General features: G+C 64.6%; 20 protein-coding genes. 13 read left to right on the top strand and 7 right to left on the bottom strand.

The genetic code is table 11. The features are described 5' to 3' along the window. Window positions 1-38: 38 nt before the first annotated feature. The 4 genes from rpsP to rplS are packed head-to-tail and all read left to right on the top strand — an operon-like array spanning window position 39 to window position 2,169. A complete protein-coding gene (rpsP, locus tag OJJ21_RS20860) occupies window positions 39-413 on the top strand; it encodes a 30S ribosomal protein S16 (protein WP_297689494.1) in 375 nt (124 codons plus the stop codon). 3 nt (window positions 414-416) lie between these two features. Then, window positions 417-998, top strand: coding sequence for a ribosome maturation factor RimM (rimM, locus tag OJJ21_RS20865; protein WP_297689496.1), 582 nt, complete (start codon window positions 417-419; stop codon window positions 996-998). Window position 999: 1 nt separating this feature from the next. Continuing rightward, complete coding sequence (trmD, locus tag OJJ21_RS20870; RefSeq protein ID WP_297689498.1) at window positions 1,000-1,743, top strand: tRNA (guanosine(37)-N1)-methyltransferase TrmD; 744 nt, start codon at window positions 1,000-1,002, stop codon at window positions 1,741-1,743. Between the two features lie 42 nt (window positions 1,744-1,785). Beyond that, window positions 1,786-2,169: a 50S ribosomal protein L19 gene (gene rplS / locus OJJ21_RS20875; RefSeq protein WP_297689500.1), complete on the top strand. Its 384-nt coding sequence runs from the start codon at window positions 1,786-1,788 to the stop codon at window positions 2,167-2,169. Between the two features lie 100 nt (window positions 2,170-2,269). Here the strand turns inward: rplS and OJJ21_RS20880 are convergent, their stop codons facing one another. After that, window positions 2,270-2,683, bottom strand: a complete 414-nt coding sequence (locus tag OJJ21_RS20880) for a helix-turn-helix domain-containing protein (protein WP_297689502.1) — start codon at window positions 2,681-2,683, stop codon at window positions 2,270-2,272. Between the two features lie 137 nt (window positions 2,684-2,820). Between OJJ21_RS20880 and OJJ21_RS20885 the strand changes: the two genes are divergently transcribed. The 3 genes from OJJ21_RS20885 to OJJ21_RS20895 all read left to right on the top strand — a co-directional run bounded on the left by OJJ21_RS20885 (window position 2,821) and on the right by OJJ21_RS20895 (window position 4,604). Then, on the top strand, window positions 2,821-3,471 hold the full coding sequence (locus OJJ21_RS20885) for a glutathione S-transferase N-terminal domain-containing protein (RefSeq protein ID WP_297689504.1): 651 nt from the start codon (window positions 2,821-2,823) through the stop codon (window positions 3,469-3,471). A gap of 111 nt (window positions 3,472-3,582) precedes the next feature. Then, window positions 3,583-3,987 (top strand): DoxX family protein, encoded by a 405-nt coding sequence (locus tag OJJ21_RS20890; protein WP_297689506.1) that lies wholly within the window; start codon window positions 3,583-3,585, stop codon window positions 3,985-3,987. 134 nt (window positions 3,988-4,121) lie between these two features. After that, entirely contained in the window at window positions 4,122-4,604 is a 483-nt protein-coding gene (locus OJJ21_RS20895; protein WP_297689508.1) for a DUF2867 domain-containing protein, read from the top strand. Here OJJ21_RS20895 and OJJ21_RS20900 read toward each other — a convergent pair. Continuing rightward, window positions 4,601-5,452 (bottom strand): hypothetical protein, encoded by an 852-nt coding sequence (locus tag OJJ21_RS20900; protein ID WP_297689510.1) that lies wholly within the window; start codon window positions 5,450-5,452, stop codon window positions 4,601-4,603. The two genes, OJJ21_RS20895 and OJJ21_RS20900, sit on opposite strands and share 4 nt — an antisense overlap. Before the next feature lie 31 nt (window positions 5,453-5,483). Further along, window positions 5,484-6,380: a transcriptional regulator GcvA gene (gene gcvA, locus OJJ21_RS20905; RefSeq protein WP_297689511.1), complete on the bottom strand. Its 897-nt coding sequence runs from the start codon at window positions 6,378-6,380 to the stop codon at window positions 5,484-5,486. A gap of 148 nt (window positions 6,381-6,528) precedes the next feature. Between gcvA and leuC the strand changes: the two genes are divergently transcribed. From leuC to OJJ21_RS20930, 5 genes are all read left to right on the top strand, one after another. Continuing rightward, window positions 6,529-7,941, top strand: coding sequence for a 3-isopropylmalate dehydratase large subunit (gene leuC, locus OJJ21_RS20910; protein ID WP_297689513.1), 1,413 nt, complete (start codon window positions 6,529-6,531; stop codon window positions 7,939-7,941). Window positions 7,942-7,959: 18 nt separating this feature from the next. Further along, window positions 7,960-8,583, top strand: a complete 624-nt coding sequence (gene leuD / locus OJJ21_RS20915; protein WP_297689515.1) for a 3-isopropylmalate dehydratase small subunit — start codon at window positions 7,960-7,962, stop codon at window positions 8,581-8,583. 27 nt (window positions 8,584-8,610) lie between these two features. Continuing rightward, on the top strand, window positions 8,611-9,723 hold the full coding sequence (gene leuB, locus OJJ21_RS20920) for a 3-isopropylmalate dehydrogenase (RefSeq protein WP_297689517.1): 1,113 nt from the start codon (window positions 8,611-8,613) through the stop codon (window positions 9,721-9,723). A gap of 114 nt (window positions 9,724-9,837) precedes the next feature. Then, entirely contained in the window at window positions 9,838-10,467 is a 630-nt protein-coding gene (locus tag OJJ21_RS20925) for a glutathione S-transferase family protein (protein WP_297689519.1), read from the top strand. After that, window positions 10,464-11,186 carry a methyltransferase domain-containing protein gene (locus OJJ21_RS20930; protein ID WP_297689521.1) on the top strand — a complete coding sequence of 241 codons (723 nt, stop codon included), beginning with the start codon at window positions 10,464-10,466 and terminating at the stop codon, window positions 11,184-11,186. Before OJJ21_RS20925 ends, OJJ21_RS20930 begins: the two co-directional genes overlap by 4 nt. A gap of 8 nt (window positions 11,187-11,194) precedes the next feature. Here OJJ21_RS20930 and OJJ21_RS20935 read toward each other — a convergent pair whose 3' ends face one another. Then, window positions 11,195-11,704 carry a 2'-5' RNA ligase family protein gene (locus tag OJJ21_RS20935; RefSeq protein ID WP_297689523.1) on the bottom strand — a complete coding sequence of 170 codons (510 nt, stop codon included), beginning with the start codon at window positions 11,702-11,704 and terminating at the stop codon, window positions 11,195-11,197. Between the two features lie 70 nt (window positions 11,705-11,774). Between OJJ21_RS20935 and OJJ21_RS20940 the strand changes: the two genes are divergently transcribed. Further along, window positions 11,775-12,410 (top strand): LysE family translocator, encoded by a 636-nt coding sequence (locus OJJ21_RS20940; RefSeq protein ID WP_297689525.1) that lies wholly within the window; start codon window positions 11,775-11,777, stop codon window positions 12,408-12,410. Here OJJ21_RS20940 and OJJ21_RS20945 read toward each other — a convergent pair. From OJJ21_RS20945 to OJJ21_RS20955, 3 genes are read right to left on the bottom strand one after another with little or no spacing between them, the layout of a single operon-like run. Beyond that, window positions 12,397-13,008 (bottom strand): 2-hydroxychromene-2-carboxylate isomerase, encoded by a 612-nt coding sequence (locus OJJ21_RS20945; protein ID WP_297689527.1) that lies wholly within the window; start codon window positions 13,006-13,008, stop codon window positions 12,397-12,399. The two genes, OJJ21_RS20940 and OJJ21_RS20945, sit on opposite strands and share 14 nt — an antisense overlap. Before the next feature lie 5 nt (window positions 13,009-13,013). Then, complete coding sequence (locus OJJ21_RS20950; RefSeq protein WP_297689529.1) at window positions 13,014-13,934, bottom strand: glutathione S-transferase family protein; 921 nt, start codon at window positions 13,932-13,934, stop codon at window positions 13,014-13,016. A 54-nt stretch (window positions 13,935-13,988) separates the two neighbouring features. Continuing rightward, a complete protein-coding gene (locus OJJ21_RS20955; RefSeq protein WP_297689531.1) occupies window positions 13,989-14,564 on the bottom strand; it encodes a TetR/AcrR family transcriptional regulator in 576 nt (191 codons plus the stop codon). Window positions 14,565-14,639: the final 75 nt, after the last annotated feature.

Genomic DNA, 14,639 nt, shown 5'->3' on the forward strand with positions numbered 1-14,639 from the left:
AAGTATTCAGAGTTTCACAGTTCGAAGAAAGGAAGACCATGTCCGTTAAGATCCGCATGACCCGCGGCGGCGCCAAGAAGCGTCCCTACTACCGTATCGTGGTGGCCGACTCGCGCAGCCCGCGCGATGGCCGTTTCATCGAGAAGATCGGTTCGTATGATCCGATGCTGCCGAAGGACCGCGAGCGCGTGCAGCTCGACGTCGAGCGCGTGAAGTACTGGCTGAGCCAGGGCGCCACCCCGTCCGACCGCTGCGCCCGTTTCTTCTCCAAGGCCGGCCTGATGAAGTGGGAACACGGCGCCAACCCGGAGAAGGGCAAGCCGAAGGCGAAGGCCCAGGAGCGTATCAAGGCTGCTGAGGAAGCCGCCAAGGCCGCTGCTGCCAAGCCGGCTGAAGAAGCTGCCGCTTCGTAAGACATGAGTGGCACTCTTCTTCTGGGCGTCGTGATCGGCGCGCAGGGCATCCGCGGCGAGGTGAAGGTGAAAACCTTCACCGCAGAGCCGGAAGCGCTCGGGGATTACGGTCCCCTGCAGGATGCCCAGGCGACGAAGACGTATCCGCTGAAGGTGCTGCGCCTGTCGAAAGGCGATGTGGTGATTGCGCGTATCAGGGGCGTCGAGGACCGCAATGCGGCCGAGGCGATGAAGGGCACCGAGCTGTATGTCCAGCGCGCCGCCCTGCCCCAGGCCGGCGATGGCGAGTTCTACTTCGCCGACCTGGTGGGCCTGACGGCGATGATGTCGGGCCGGGTTCTGGGCCGCGTGACCGCGGTGCACAACTACGGCGCCGGCGACATGCTGGAGGTGAAAACCGCCACGGACGGTTCGGGGGGCGGCCGTTCGGCGATGGTGCCCTTTACCGACGACGCGGTGCCCGATGTGGACCTCGCCGCCGGCACGGTCACGGTGGAACCGGCCTTCTGGCTGGGCGATCCGGAGACCGAGGAGGACCGCAAGGCGCGCGCTGCAGAGCTGGCCGCCGAGCGGGCCGGAGGGTGAGTTGAGTACGGTCCCGGCCCCGCCGTGGAATGCGCGGATACTGACGCTGTATCCCGCGATGTTCCCCGGTCCGCTGGGACAGAGCCTGGCCGGTCGCGCCCTCGATGAGGGGCGATGGTCGATGACGGTGGTGGATATTCGCGACTTCGCGCGCGACAGACACCGCACCGTCGACGACACGCCGTTTGGCGGCGGGCCCGGCATGGTGATGCGGCCCGATGTGCTGGCCAGTGCGCTGGATGCGACGCTGGCCAATGCGACGGGCAATGTCAGCGGGCAGCCGCTGATCTATTTCTCGCCGCGTGGCCGGCGCCTGGATCAGGCGCTGGTGCATGAGGTGAAGGCGGCCGGCGGAGCGACATTGCTCTGCGGTCGCTTCGAGGGGGTGGACGAGCGTCTGCTGCAGGCGCGCCCCGTTGTCGAGGTCAGCCTCGGCGACTTCGTTCTGTCGGGTGGCGAGATCGCCGCATATGCGCTGCTGGATGCAGTCGTGCGGTTGCTGCCCGGGGTGATGGGTGCCGAAGAGTCCGGCACCGAGGAGAGTTTCGCGGACGGCCTGCTGGAATATCCCCAGTATACCCGGCCGCAGATGTGGGAAGGCCTGGCAGTGCCCGATGTGCTGCTGTCCGGCCACCACGAGAAGATCGCAGCCTGGCGGCGCGAGATGGCGGAGAAAATCACCGCCGAGCGCCGGCCGGACCTGTGGGAGCGTTACCGTGGGCGCAAGCCGACGGGCAGGAACTGAAACGAGTTTGAACTTTTACTGAAGACAGAAAGGCAGAGTGCCATGAACCTGATGCAGCAGATCGAGAAAGAGCAGTCCGATGCTCTCGTCGCCGCCCGCGCGGTGCCGAATTTCGCCCCCGGCGATACCCTGACCGTCAACGTCAAGGTCGTTGAAGGCGGTCGCGAGCGCGTGCAGGCCTATGAAGGCGTGTGCATCGCCCGTTCCAATCGCGGCGTGAATTCCTCCTTCACCGTGCGCAAGATCTCGTATGGCGAAGGCGTCGAGCGTATCTTCCCGCTCTACAGCCCGCGCATCGAGTCGATCGTTGTGGTCCGCCGCGGCGACGTGCGTCGCGCCAAGCTGTACTACCTGCGTGGTCGTACCGGTAAGGCCGCCCGCATCACCGAGAAGCGCGACGCATCGGGCAAGACCGCCAAGGCCTGAGGCGTCCGCGCCGGTTCACACTGGCGCGACGACCTGTCTGATCTGAAGCCGCCTGCATCCCTTGAGAGGGGTGCGGGCGGCTTTTCGTTTTCCGGGATTGCTATTCCGCCGCTTCGCTCTGCGGCGAATCCTGCTTTGGCTGGCGCAGCCGTGGGCCGTTCCGCGCCGCCCATTTGCCGAGTTCATCCAGCACCGGGCGCAGCGAGAGCCCCAGATCGGTGAGCCAGTATTCCACCTTCGGCGGCACGGCGGCATGCACGCGGCGCCCGACCAGGCCGGCGGTTTCCAGGGCACGCAGCTGCTTGGTCAGTTCCTTCTGGGTGATCAGCGGAATGGCGCGGGAGAGTTCGGAAAAGCGCAGCGGCGCACCTTTGGAGCGGGCCAGGGTCAGGATGATCGGCACCGCCCATTTGTTGGCGATCAGATCCAGGGTGGCGCAGATCATGCGGGCGCAGAGCGGCTGGCCGTCGGCCGTCAGCTCGTGGCGGAAATCGAGGTCGCTGTCTGTTGTCAATTTTTCAGTAGCCATTTGGTAAGTATAGAGGGTTTGGGTGCCTTCTTGCAAATTGATAGTATGATGGCTTATGCCTCAGGGCCCGGCGCGCCAGTCGCTATGATCGCGCCGGTATTGTAACCGGAGGGAATCCCACCATGGCCAAACTCGATTTCTATTTTTCGCCCGGCGCCTGCTCGCTGGCCACCCATATCGCGCTGGAAGAGACCGGTGCCGCCTTCACGCCGAAGCCGACCTACACTCGCAAGGGCCAGACCCGCACGCCGGAATACCTGGCGCTGAATCCCAAGGGCAAAGTGCCGATGCTGGGCATCGACGGCAAGATGCTGACCGAGAATACCGCGATCCTGACCTGGCTGAACCGCAGCTATCCGAATGCCAAGCTGCTGCCGGCCGGCGATGCGCTGAAGGAAGCCGAGGCGCTGGCCTTCGTCGCCTGGTGCGCCTCGGGCGTACATCCGGTTCTGAGCCGCTTCTTCGGCCCGCAGAATTTCTCCGACCTGCCGGACAGCGCCGACAATGTGAAGGCACTGGCCACCAAGGCCAACGCCGCCAACTTCGCCCTGATCGAAAAGGCGCTGGCCGGCAAGGACTGGCTGTTCGGCGAGTGGTCGGTGGCCGATGGCTATATCTTCGTCTTCTTCAACTGGGCCACGAAACTCGGCCTCGATGTCTCGGCCTATCCAAACTACGCCAAGCATTTCGAGCGCATGAAGCAGCGCCCGGCAGTGCAGCGCGCGCTCGCCCGCGAGGCCGATGCACTGGCGGCCATGGACCAGGCCGCCTGACGAAATCCGGCCAACACGAAGGTGTTATCCAGATATCCGGGGCGGTGCGATACCATGCGCCGCCCCGATCAAAAATCACAACAACGATCATAAACTGAAGGACCCACTCCCATGGCTCTGCTCGAAAAATTCGGCCCGCTGCTCGGCCGCATCCTCATCGCGTATCTGTTCATCCCGGCCGGCATCAGCAAGATTTCCGGCTTCGAGAATACCGTCGGCTATATCGCTTCCAAGGGCCTGCCGCTGCCGCAGGTGGCCGCCGCCGGTGCCATCGTTGTCGAGGTGGTGGTCGCACTCGCCCTGCTGATCGGCTTCAAGACGCGCTTCGCCGCGCTGATCCTCGCCGCCTTCACGCTGGTGGCGGCGGTGATCTTCCACAATTTCTGGGCCGTGCCCGACGCGCAGAAGATGGTGCAGACCATCATGTTCAACAAGAATCTGGCCGTCGTCGGTGGCCTGTTGTTTGTCGCCGTCTTCGGCGCCGGCCCGTTCAGCCTGGACAACCGCAAGGGTTGATCGACGACATCCCTGAGAAAGCCGCCGGCCCGGAATCAAACCCTGGCCGGCGGCTTTTTTTATGATCGGCAGAAAGGTGACTTTCCAGTCGGTCATATCTGGACGCCGCCGCACTGGGCCGCCATGCTGCACCGATGCGCAGTCCCATCGTTACCAACGCCGCAACCGACCCCGCCTTCATCGCCAGCCTGCCTGGCTGCGATTTCGCCGATGCCTTCAGCGTGACGGTGCCGCGCCGCGACCTGGATGCGCGCGAAGTCTCGGCCATGTTCTTCAGCACGCCGCCGGCCTGGGCCGGTGCGCTGATGGACATGCGCAACGCGATCATGGGCCGGCTCGGCTACAAGGCGCCAAAGATCCGCAAGGGCTTTCCGGTGCTGCGCGAATCAGCGACTGAAGTGGTGTCGGGCCTGGATGACGGCCATCTCGATTTCCGCGCCCTGACGAGGATCGAAGCGGTCGATGACGGCAGCCGCATCACCCTGACCACGGCGGTCGCCACCCATAACTGGATCGGCCGCGCCTATCTCACGGCAATCATGCCGTTTCACAAGCTGATCGTGCGCAGCATGGTGCGGCAGCTGGCGACCAGATTGACCAAGAACGGGCTGGGCTAGTCGAACAGGGCGGCCTTCACCTGCGGCGCATCGAACATGCGCATGCTGCTGTGGCCCACCTTCGGCACCTCAACCAGCCGCCAGTTCAGTGCCCAGCCCTTTTCCTTCGCCAAGGCCTGACCGGCCCTGAAGAAATTCAGCCCGCGTTCGTAACGCGTGGCGCCCTGCTCCACGGCATCCTCGCTATCGTCACGATTGGTGGCGCCGGTGTCGGTCATGCCGAGATAGACGGTGAGCGGCGCTGCCAGATAACGCTTGAGAAAATCGTCATTGACCAGCGATGCGGTGGCACCGCCAAGGCCGAACGGAAATTCCTCCTTCGCCGTCGGGAATATCCAGGACGACGGATTGGCGGCAACGATGCGTTTTGCCGCATGCGGCACGAAGGGCGCCAGCCGCGCCAGGAACTGGCCGCCGGCGGAATGCCCGATCATGTAGTAGTCGAGATCGGGCCGGCCCTCGTCGCGGCGCAACTGATCGGCGAGGCCGACGGCAAGCATGCCGCTCCACTTCTCCTGCGGCTGCAGTGCCTTCTGGTTGACGATGCCGCCGCGCTGATACAGCGCGCCCGGAAAGCGGCTTTTATCGAACAACGGGGCCGCCACCACCATGCCGAAACGGTCGGCGATGGTTTTCGCATTGTCGCGATAGGTATCGGCATTGCGGTCGACGCCATGGAACACCAGCAGCAGTGGGCCGTTGGCGTAATTCGCCGGCTTGTAGGTGAAGACCTCAAGATTCGAGTTCTTGATCTTCACCACCTGATAGCCGTCGCCAGCGGGGATCGGTGCAGCCGACAGCGTGATGGGTAGCAGGCTGAGCGCCAGCCCCAGGGCAATGCGTATCATAGTATTCACCCCCCGTATCGATGGAGGAAGACTAGACCGCCACCTTGACTTCTTCCACCAGCCACTCGCGCATCGCCCTGATGCGCGGCGCGTCGGCCATATGGTCGAGGCAGACGAACCAATAGGCATTGGTGAGCGGCAGTGACACATCGAACAGCTGCACCAAGCGGCCGGCACTAACCTCCTCGGCCACCATGGCCGGGTCCATCACGGCGATGCCCATGCCCTGCACTGCGGCCTGGATCGCATAGGAGCGCGTCTCGAACATCTGTCCGACGACCGGATCGATATCGGTCTGGCCGGCGGATTTGAGCCAGACGCGCCAGTCTTCGCGGCGGTTCTGCGAATGCAGCAGCTTCTGGCCCTTGAGATCGGATGGCGCCCTGATCTGGTCCTTGAATTTCGGATGCGCCACCGGCACCAGTGCCTCGGCGAACAGCCGCGTGGCATTCAGGCCGGGCCAGTCACCGTCGCCGTAGCGGATCGCGCAGTCGATCCCCTCGCGCTCCAGGTCGGCCGGCTTGAGCGAGGTGGTGATGCGCACCTCGATATCGGGATAGCTCTCCTGGAAACGCGGCAGGCGCGGGATGAACCAACGCATGGCGAAAGTGGAAAGCATGGAGAGCGTCAGCGTGCCTTCGCCGCGCCGGGCTTCCAGCTTGGAAAGCGCGCTGGCCAGGTGGTCGAAGCCTTCCTGTACGTCCGGCAGGATCAGCTGTCCCTCGGTGGAGAGCACGAGCCCCTTGCGGGTGCGATGGAACAGCGGCACCCCCAGCAGCTCTTCCAGCTGGCGAATCTGGTGGCTGATCGCCGAGAGCGTGACCGAGAGTTCCTCGGCGGCGGCGGTGAAATTGAGGTGGCGGCCGGCAGCCTCGAAGGCTTTCAGGGCGTTCAGGGGCAGCAGGCGGCGGCTGGGCAGGTGGGCCATAGGAAATTCTTTTAAGCCGGAGGGGAATTTAAATCCACCCGGCCAGGCCCAATCGCCACTGGACGCGGGCGCCCCGCTGGGATTGAATCCCCGACCCGAAACGCCCCCGTACCCGCAATAAAAGTACCGAAAGAACGGACCAGCCGCCATGACCGCGCCCCGCACCCTGTATGACAAGATCTGGGACAGCCACCTCGTCGATATCGACGGCGACGGCAACGGCCTGATCTACATCGACCTGCATCTGGTCCATGAAGTGACCTCGCCGCAGGCCTTCGCCGGCCTGAAGGCCGCCGGCCGCAAGGTGCGCCGCCCGGACCGCACGGTCGCCGTGCCCGACCACAACGTGCCGACCACGCCCGACCGCCTGACCGGCAAGTTCCTGGACGAGGAAGCCCGCATCCAGGTCGAGACGCTGGACCGCAACGCCAGGGAATACGGCGTCCACTACTACCCGATGAACGACATCAACCAGGGTATCGTGCATATCGTCGGCCCCGAGCAGGGCTATACCCAGCCGGGCATGACGATCGTCTGCGGCGACAGCCATACCTCGACCCATGGCGCCTTCGGCAGCCTGGCCTTCGGCATCGGCACCTCGGAGGTCGAGCATGTGCTGGCGACCCAGACGCTGCCGCAGCGCAAAGCCAAGAACATGAAGATCAACATCGACGGCGAGCTGGGCCCGGGCGTCACCGCCAAGGATATCATCCTCGCCATCATCGGCAGGATCGGCACCGCCGGCGGCACCGGCTATGTGATGGAATATACCGGCAGCGCCATTCGCGGCCTGTCGATGGAAGGCCGCATGACGGTCTGCAACATGTCGATCGAGGCCGGCGCCCGCGCAGGCCTGATCGCACCCGACGAAAAAACCTTCGCCTATGTGCAGGGCAAGCCGCATGCCCCCAAGGGCGCCGCCTGGGAACAGGCGCTGGCCTGGTGGAAGACGCTGCCGACCGATGACGGGGCGCATTACGACACCGTCGTCGAACTGAAGGCATCCGAGATCGCACCGCATATCACCTGGGGCACCAGCCCGCAGGATGTGGCGCCGATCACCGGCGTGGTGCCGAACCCGGCCGACATCAAGGAAGAGCCCAAGCGCATCGCTCTTGAGCGTGCGCTGAATTATATGGGGCTGAAGGCCGGCGAGAAGCTGGAAGAGGTTGCCATCCAGCGGGTCTTCATCGGCTCCTGCACCAATGGCCGCATCGAGGACCTGCGGGCGGCGGCCAAGGTGGCCAAGGGCCGCAAGGTGGCGGCGGGCGTTCAGGCGATGGTCGTTCCCGGCTCCGGGCTGGTGAAGCACCAGGCCGAAGAGGAAGGCCTGGACAAGATCTTCCTGGAGGCCGGTTTCGAATGGCGCGAGCCCGGCTGCTCGATGTGTCTGGCGATGAATTCCGACCGGCTGCTGCCGGAGGAGCGCTGCGCCAGCACGTCGAACCGCAACTTCGAGGGCCGGCAGGGCGCACGCGGCCGCACCCATCTGATGAGCCCGGCGATGGCCGTGGCGGCTGCCGTGACCGGCAAGCTCGCCGACGTGCGCAAGTTCAGCTGAACGGCAGGAGAGAAAACCATGGACAAGTTCACCACGCTGACCGCCGTCGCCGCCCCGCTGCCGATGATCAATGTCGACACCGACATGATCATCCCCAAGCAGTTCCTCAAGACGGTGGAGCGTACCGGCCTGGCCAAGGGCCTGTTCTTCGAACTGCGCCAGACGCCGGACGGCACACCGGTGCCGGAATTCTTCATGAACCAGCCGCAGTACAAGGGCGCGCAGATCCTGGTCGCCGGTGACAATTTCGGCTGCGGCTCGTCGCGCGAGCATGCCCCCTGGGCGCTGCTGGATTACGGCATCCGCTGCGTGATCGCGACGTCCTTCGCCGATATCTTCTATAACAACTGCTTCCAGAACGGCATCCTGCCAATCAAGCTGCCGCAGGAAGATGTCGACAAGCTGATGGACGATGCCAAGCGCGGCCAGAACGCCCGGGTTACGGTTGACCTGCAGAACCAGGAGATCAAGGGCCCCGATGGCGGCACCATCAAGTTCGAGATCGATACCCACAAGAAGCACTGCCTGCTCAACGGGCTCGACAATATCGGCCTGACGCTGGAGAAGAAGTCGAAGATCGACAACTTCGAAAGCCGGCAGCATGGTACCCAGCCTTGGCTCTATGCCCAGGCTGGCCGTTAATCCGTCTCAACAAGGAAAAAACAGAAAATGGCTTCCAACCGTACCATGCTGATGCTGCCCGGCGACGGGATCGGCCCCGAGGTGATGGGCGAAGTGCGCCGCGTCATCGACTGGATGGACAAGCGCCGGCACGTCTCTTTCGACGTCAAGGAAGACCTGGTCGGTGGTTCGGCCTACGACAAGCACGGCACGCCGCTGGCAGACAAGACCATGCAGGATGCGCTGGATTGCGGCGTGGTGCTGCTGGGGGCCGTCGGCGGCCCCAAATGGGACACCCTGCCCTTCGACCAGAAGCCGGAACGCGGCCTGCTGCGCCTGCGCAAGGAGATGGACCTGTTCGCCAACCTGCGCCCGGCCAAGTGCTTCGACGCACTGGTGGATGCCAGCAGCCTGAAGCCCGAACTGGTGCGCGGGCTGGATATCATGATCGTGCGCGAACTGACCGGCGGCGTCTATTTCGGCCAGCCGCGCGGTATCGAAACGCTGCCCAACGGCGAGCGGCGCGGCATCAACACGCAGGTCTATACCACCAGCGAAATCCGCCGCGTGGCGGCGGTCGCCTTCGAACTGGCGCAGAAGCGCGGCAACAAGGTCACCTCGCTGGAAAAGGCCAATGTGATGGAATCCGGCGTGCTGTGGCGCGAGGAAGTCACCAAACTGCACCAGGAAAAGTACAAGGACGTGCAGCTGGAGCACATGTATGCCGATAACGGCGCCATGCAGCTGGTGCGCAACCCGAAGCAGTTCGACGTCATGGTGACCGACAATCTGTTCGGCGATATCCTCTCCGACGAGGCCGCGATGCTGACTGGCTCGCTCGGCATGCTGCCGTCGGCCTCGATCGGCGCCGCCGACCCGGCCACCGGCCGCCGCATGGCGCTGTTCGAGCCGGTGCACGGCTCCGCGCCGGACATCGCGGGCAAGGGCGTGGCCAATCCGCTCGCCACCATCCAGAGCTTCTCGATGGCCCTGCGCTATGCCTATGACCTCAGCGCTGATGCCGACCTGATCGACCAGGCCGCCGAGAATGTGCTGGGCAAGGGCATCCGCACCGCCGATCTCGGCAGCGGCGGCACCCGGGTGGGCACCAGCGGCATGGGCGATGCCCTGCTGATGGAACTCGACAGGCTGGCTGCCTGAACCAGCTGTCATAAATTGCGGAAAGGCCGGGGCTCTGCTGCTCCGGCCTTTTTTCTTTGGGGCTTGCCATCCCGGCACGATAAGGCAAGTCTGTCGGCAACAGCGGAGCTTGCCATGATGAAGTTAGTGGGTCGCAATCTGTCGCCTTATACGCGGCGCGTCGCCGTGGCGATGACCCTGCTGGATGTGCCGCATGCGCGCGAATATCTCTCGGTCACCGCCGATCCCGATCGCGGACTGGAACTGAATCCGGTCGGCCGTGTGCCGGTGCTGGAACTCGAGGACGGTGAACGCCTGATCGAATCGGCTGCCATTCTCGACTACCTGATGGAATTGGTCGGTCCGGCCAAAAGCCTGGTGCCGGCGCATGGCAAACCACGCCGCGACTGCATCCAGCTGATGGCGATCGGCAGTGGCGTGCTGGACAAGGCGGTGAATGCCGTCTACGAGCTGCGCCGCCGGCCGGCCGATAAGGTGCACGAGCCCTGGCGCCAGCATCTGCTGCGCCAGGCCAGCGGCGGCCTTGCCGCACTGGATGCCCGGGCCGCTGCCGCAAAGAACGGCCATTGGCTGCTGAGCGAGCAGATCAGCCTGGCCGACGTGACGGCGGCCGTGACGGTGACGTTTTTACGGGTCATGGTGCCGGAGCTGGTAACGGATGGTTTATATCCGGCGCTCTATGCTCTGACCGGGAAAGCGGAATCCCTGCCGGCCTTCCAGGCCCATCCGCTGGAGAAGCCATGACCCAGCCCGCTCAGGCTGCGCAGCCGCAAGCCAAACCCGTCGCCGACAAGCGCATCCTGCGTGCCTTTATCGCGCGGCGCTATCTGGCCGGCAGCGGCATCGAGATCGGTGCGCTGGGCACGCCGCTCGACCTGCCGCCCAATGCGCAGGCGAAATATGTCGACCGTATGAGCCTGGACGACCTCTACAGGGAATTCCCCGAAATGGCGCAGCGCAGGCTGCAGGCGCCCGACATCGTCGACAATGGCGAGACCCTGGCCAGCATCCCCGATGGCAGCCTGGATTTCATCGTCGCCAACCATTTCCTCGAGCATTGCGAAAACCTGCTCGGTACGCTGCGCACCCACACGGCCAAGCTGCGCAAGGGCGGCCGGCTGTTCTATGCCGTGCCGAACCGCGATTTCACCTTCGACCGCCACCGCCCCACCACGCCCTTCGAGCATCTGGTGCAGGACGACCGCGAGGGGCCGGAAAAGGCCCGCGCCGCGCATTACCTGGAATGGGCCACGCTGGTGAATGGCAAACAGGGCGAGGAGGCCCGCCTGCATGCCGAGAAGCTGCAGCGCGAGAATTACTCAATCCATTACCATGCCTGGGATGCGGCGGCCTGGTTCCGCACGCTGGCGCTCGGCACCGAATACAACAAATTCCCCGGCTTCGTGGCGCATTTCGAGCTGAATTTCCATGAAATGATCTGCGTGCTGGTGCGCACGCAGTAGGTTCCGCATTACCCGGGGCCGGCCAGCGCATAGCGCTGTTCGCGGCGGATCGCGCCGTGATTGATGCTGAGGATGTCCAGCGCCTCGATCCGGCCGGTGACCGGCGCACCCAGTGCACCCAGTTGCCGCTCAAGCGCCTTGGCGCTGAACACCGCGCCGAAGCGTGTCAGCGTCACATGCGGCTCGTACTCGCCCTTACCGCCGAGCGCGTGATACAGCGCCGTCAGCGGAACACTGCTGCCGGCATCGGCCAGAAGCACATTGAGGAAGCGGTATTTCGGCTGATGCGGATTGTCGATCCGCGCCAGCCGGTCGAAGGTCACATCCATCGGCGCGGTGACGGCGGCGATGGCTTCCACATGGCCGGAGAACCAGTCGGGATCGGCCGATTCAAACGGAAATACCAGCGTGACATGCGCCGCAACGGACTCATATTGCGGATCATGCGCACGGCGGATGGTGTCGATCCAGGCCGCGTCACTATTGGAAAACTGCGGAACGGCAATCACGGCCAGCATAGCGAAATCCTATAACCGGCATCGAGACTGCCATATTCCGTCATCCGCCGCGATGCGCTAGGCTCACCCCATGCCCTTCTCGCTCTATCTCGCCGCCGCCATTGCCGGGGCGGCCTATACACTGACGCCGGGCCCGGCTTTCCTGGCCCTGCTCGGCATCGGTGCTGGCCAGGGGCGTGGCGCCGGGCTGAAATTCCTGGCGGGCCACTTCGCCGGCGATATCGTCTGGGGCGCGTTGGCGCTGACTGCCATCATCGGCTCGGCCAGTCTCGGCACGCTGGTCTTCGATCTCCTCGGCCTGATCTGCGGCGCCTATCTGCTGCTGCTCGGCTGGCGCGCCGTCACGGTGAAACGAAGCATTGATGGCGGCCTGAATACCGCCGTGCTTCAGCCGTTGCGACGCGGCCTGGCCTTCGGCATCACCAATCCGAAAAGCTATGCCGTGGCGATTGCCATGTTCACCGCTTTGCTGGCCGCCCATGCGGGCGAACTGACCTGGGCCAGCCTGCCGCCGCTGCTGCTGGCCGCCTGCGCCGGCTTCGTCGCCGGCGATGCCATCCTGATCTGGGTGATCGGCGCCGCACCCGTGCGCCGGCTGTATCGGCGCCACGAACTCTGGGTGACGCGGATCAGCGGCGTGATCTTCCTCGGCTTCGGCCTGCAGGCGCTGACGCAGTCGGGCGTGAGTCTGCTCAGGCGGCCCTGAGCGCCTCGCGCACCAGCGGCAGGCGGTCGTTGCCGAAGAACATCTCGCCGTTCACGAAAAGCGTCGGCGAACCGAAGCCGCCGCGTGCGATCAACTCGTCGGTATTGGCTTTCAGCTGTTCCTTCACACCGGGCTCGGTGATCGCCTGCGCCAGCCGGGCCGGATCGAGGCCGGCGCGCGTGGCCGCCTCGGCCACCACATCGTCCTGCGAAATGTCGCGATCCTCGCTCCAGTACAGCTCAAAGAATGCCTGCGCCAGTGCAGCCTCCTTGCCCGGTCCCTGCTGCTTGGCCCAGAGCAGGCCGCGCAACGCTTTCACCGAATTGACCGGAAACACCTTCGGCGGGAAGGTGATCTTCACGCCAGCCAGTTTTGCCCAGGCCTGCATATCCTGTTTCGTCCAGGCATCGCGCGCCGGCACCGGGTTTTCCCTCATGCGGTACATTGTGGGATTGACCGTGTTGAACACGCCGCCGACCAGGAAGGGACGCCAGACGATCTCGGCGCCCTCCTCCTTCGCCAAAGTCTGCACATTGACAAAGGCGAGATAGGTCCAGGGCGAGGAGACGTCGTAAAAAACTTCGATTGTCTTGGCCATCGTCCTTACCCCTTATGCGGCACCAGGATGAAGCCGGCGCGCGGGAAATGCACATGCACGCGGCCGGTTTCCGGCGCCTCGCGCGCAATGGTGATGCTCTGCGCGGTCAGACCGACGAGCTCGCCTACCGTGGCATCGCGGCCGGTATCGTCCGGCGTCACGCTCACCGCCATGCCGGGCTTCAGCCCCATGACATTCTCGGCCACGCCGCCCGGCACCGGTGCAGGCTCGGCAGCCTTCGCGATCTCGACAGCGGCTTTCGAGTCGAGCTCGCTCGGACTGCCATGGCCGAAACCTTTCATACGGTCGGCCCAGACATTCAGCGCAGTGTAATCCGACAGGTCGGTCGCCTTGGCGCGGTCGCGCACGAACCAGACGCAATGGTAGACCGCAAGATCGGCAAGAGATGGCGCGTCGCCGAACAGGAATTTGCGGCCGTCATGCAGCGCATCCTCGATCCAGCCGAGATGCGCGCGCAGCGGCCCGTTCATCACGGCAGCCTGCATCTTCATCTTGCTGCGGTCGATTGTGCGGCCGGAGAATTTGGCGCGATCTTCCAGAAAGGCATCGGGCATCTGCTCGCCCATCAGGCCGAAGGCGATGGCGACAGAAGCCGAGAACAGCTGGTGATCGGCCCAGAAGGCGACGCCCTCGGCCAGGCCCCTGGCCGAGCCGGGATAGAAGGTGGGCGTCGGATTGCGGCGCTCGATCTCGCGCAGGATGATCTGGGTGTCGCAGTAGATATCGGCGCCGACCTGCATCACCGGGGTCTTGCGATAGGCGCCGGTCAGCGCGGTGAGATCGGGCTTGGGCATCATCGGCGGGATTTTCACCGACTGCCAGGGCAGGCCCTTGATGCCGAAGGCGACACGCACCTTCTCGGAAAACGGCGAGGTGCCATAGTGGTGCAGGATCATCTCGGCCATTTCAGTCCCTCCGGTTATTACCTTTGAGGGAAGATTAAGTCCGCTGCCCCTACGTCAGGCAAGCCCCCTGTCGGACAAGACGGCGTCGGCCTGCGCCTGCAATTGCCGCAGCTGGCGCGCAAAGGCTGCCGTGTCGTTCAAGGCCCGGCTCAGCACCAGCGCGCCCTGGATGCCGGCGACGATAGTTTCGGCCTGCGCCTTCGCATGTTTCACCCCCCCGCGCCTCAGACAGGCGGCCAGTGCCGCGATCCAGCGGACGAAGTAATCCTGCACGGCGGCGGCAAAGCGGTCGCGCGTGGCGTCCAGCGCGAAGGCGCCGACCAGGCAGATGCGACCGCCGCCGTGGAAATACGCCTCCACGGCGGCAAACATTGCGGCGACGGCCTGACGCGGATGGTCCGTCTCCCGCAGCGGCGCATAAACCGCGCGCTCGAACCAGGCATCGATATGGGCGAGTACGGCCGTGGCCATCTCGTCCTTGCCGCCGGGAAAGTGGTTATACAGGCTGCCCTTGCCCAGACCGGTGGCTGCCGTGATCGCGCTGAGCGACGCGCCCTCGAAGCCATATTCGCGAAACACATCGCCGAGCCGGGCGATCAGGTCGTCGCGGGATAACAGGGCAGCGGGCACTTCTTTCCCTCCAACGTCATCCTCGGGCTTGACCCGAGGATCTCTCGCAGTTCGGCCTGAGATGCCCGGATCAAG

The organism is Ferrovibrio sp. (assembly GCF_025869515.1).
Lineage (GTDB): Bacteria > Pseudomonadota > Alphaproteobacteria > Ferrovibrionales > Ferrovibrionaceae > Ferrovibrio.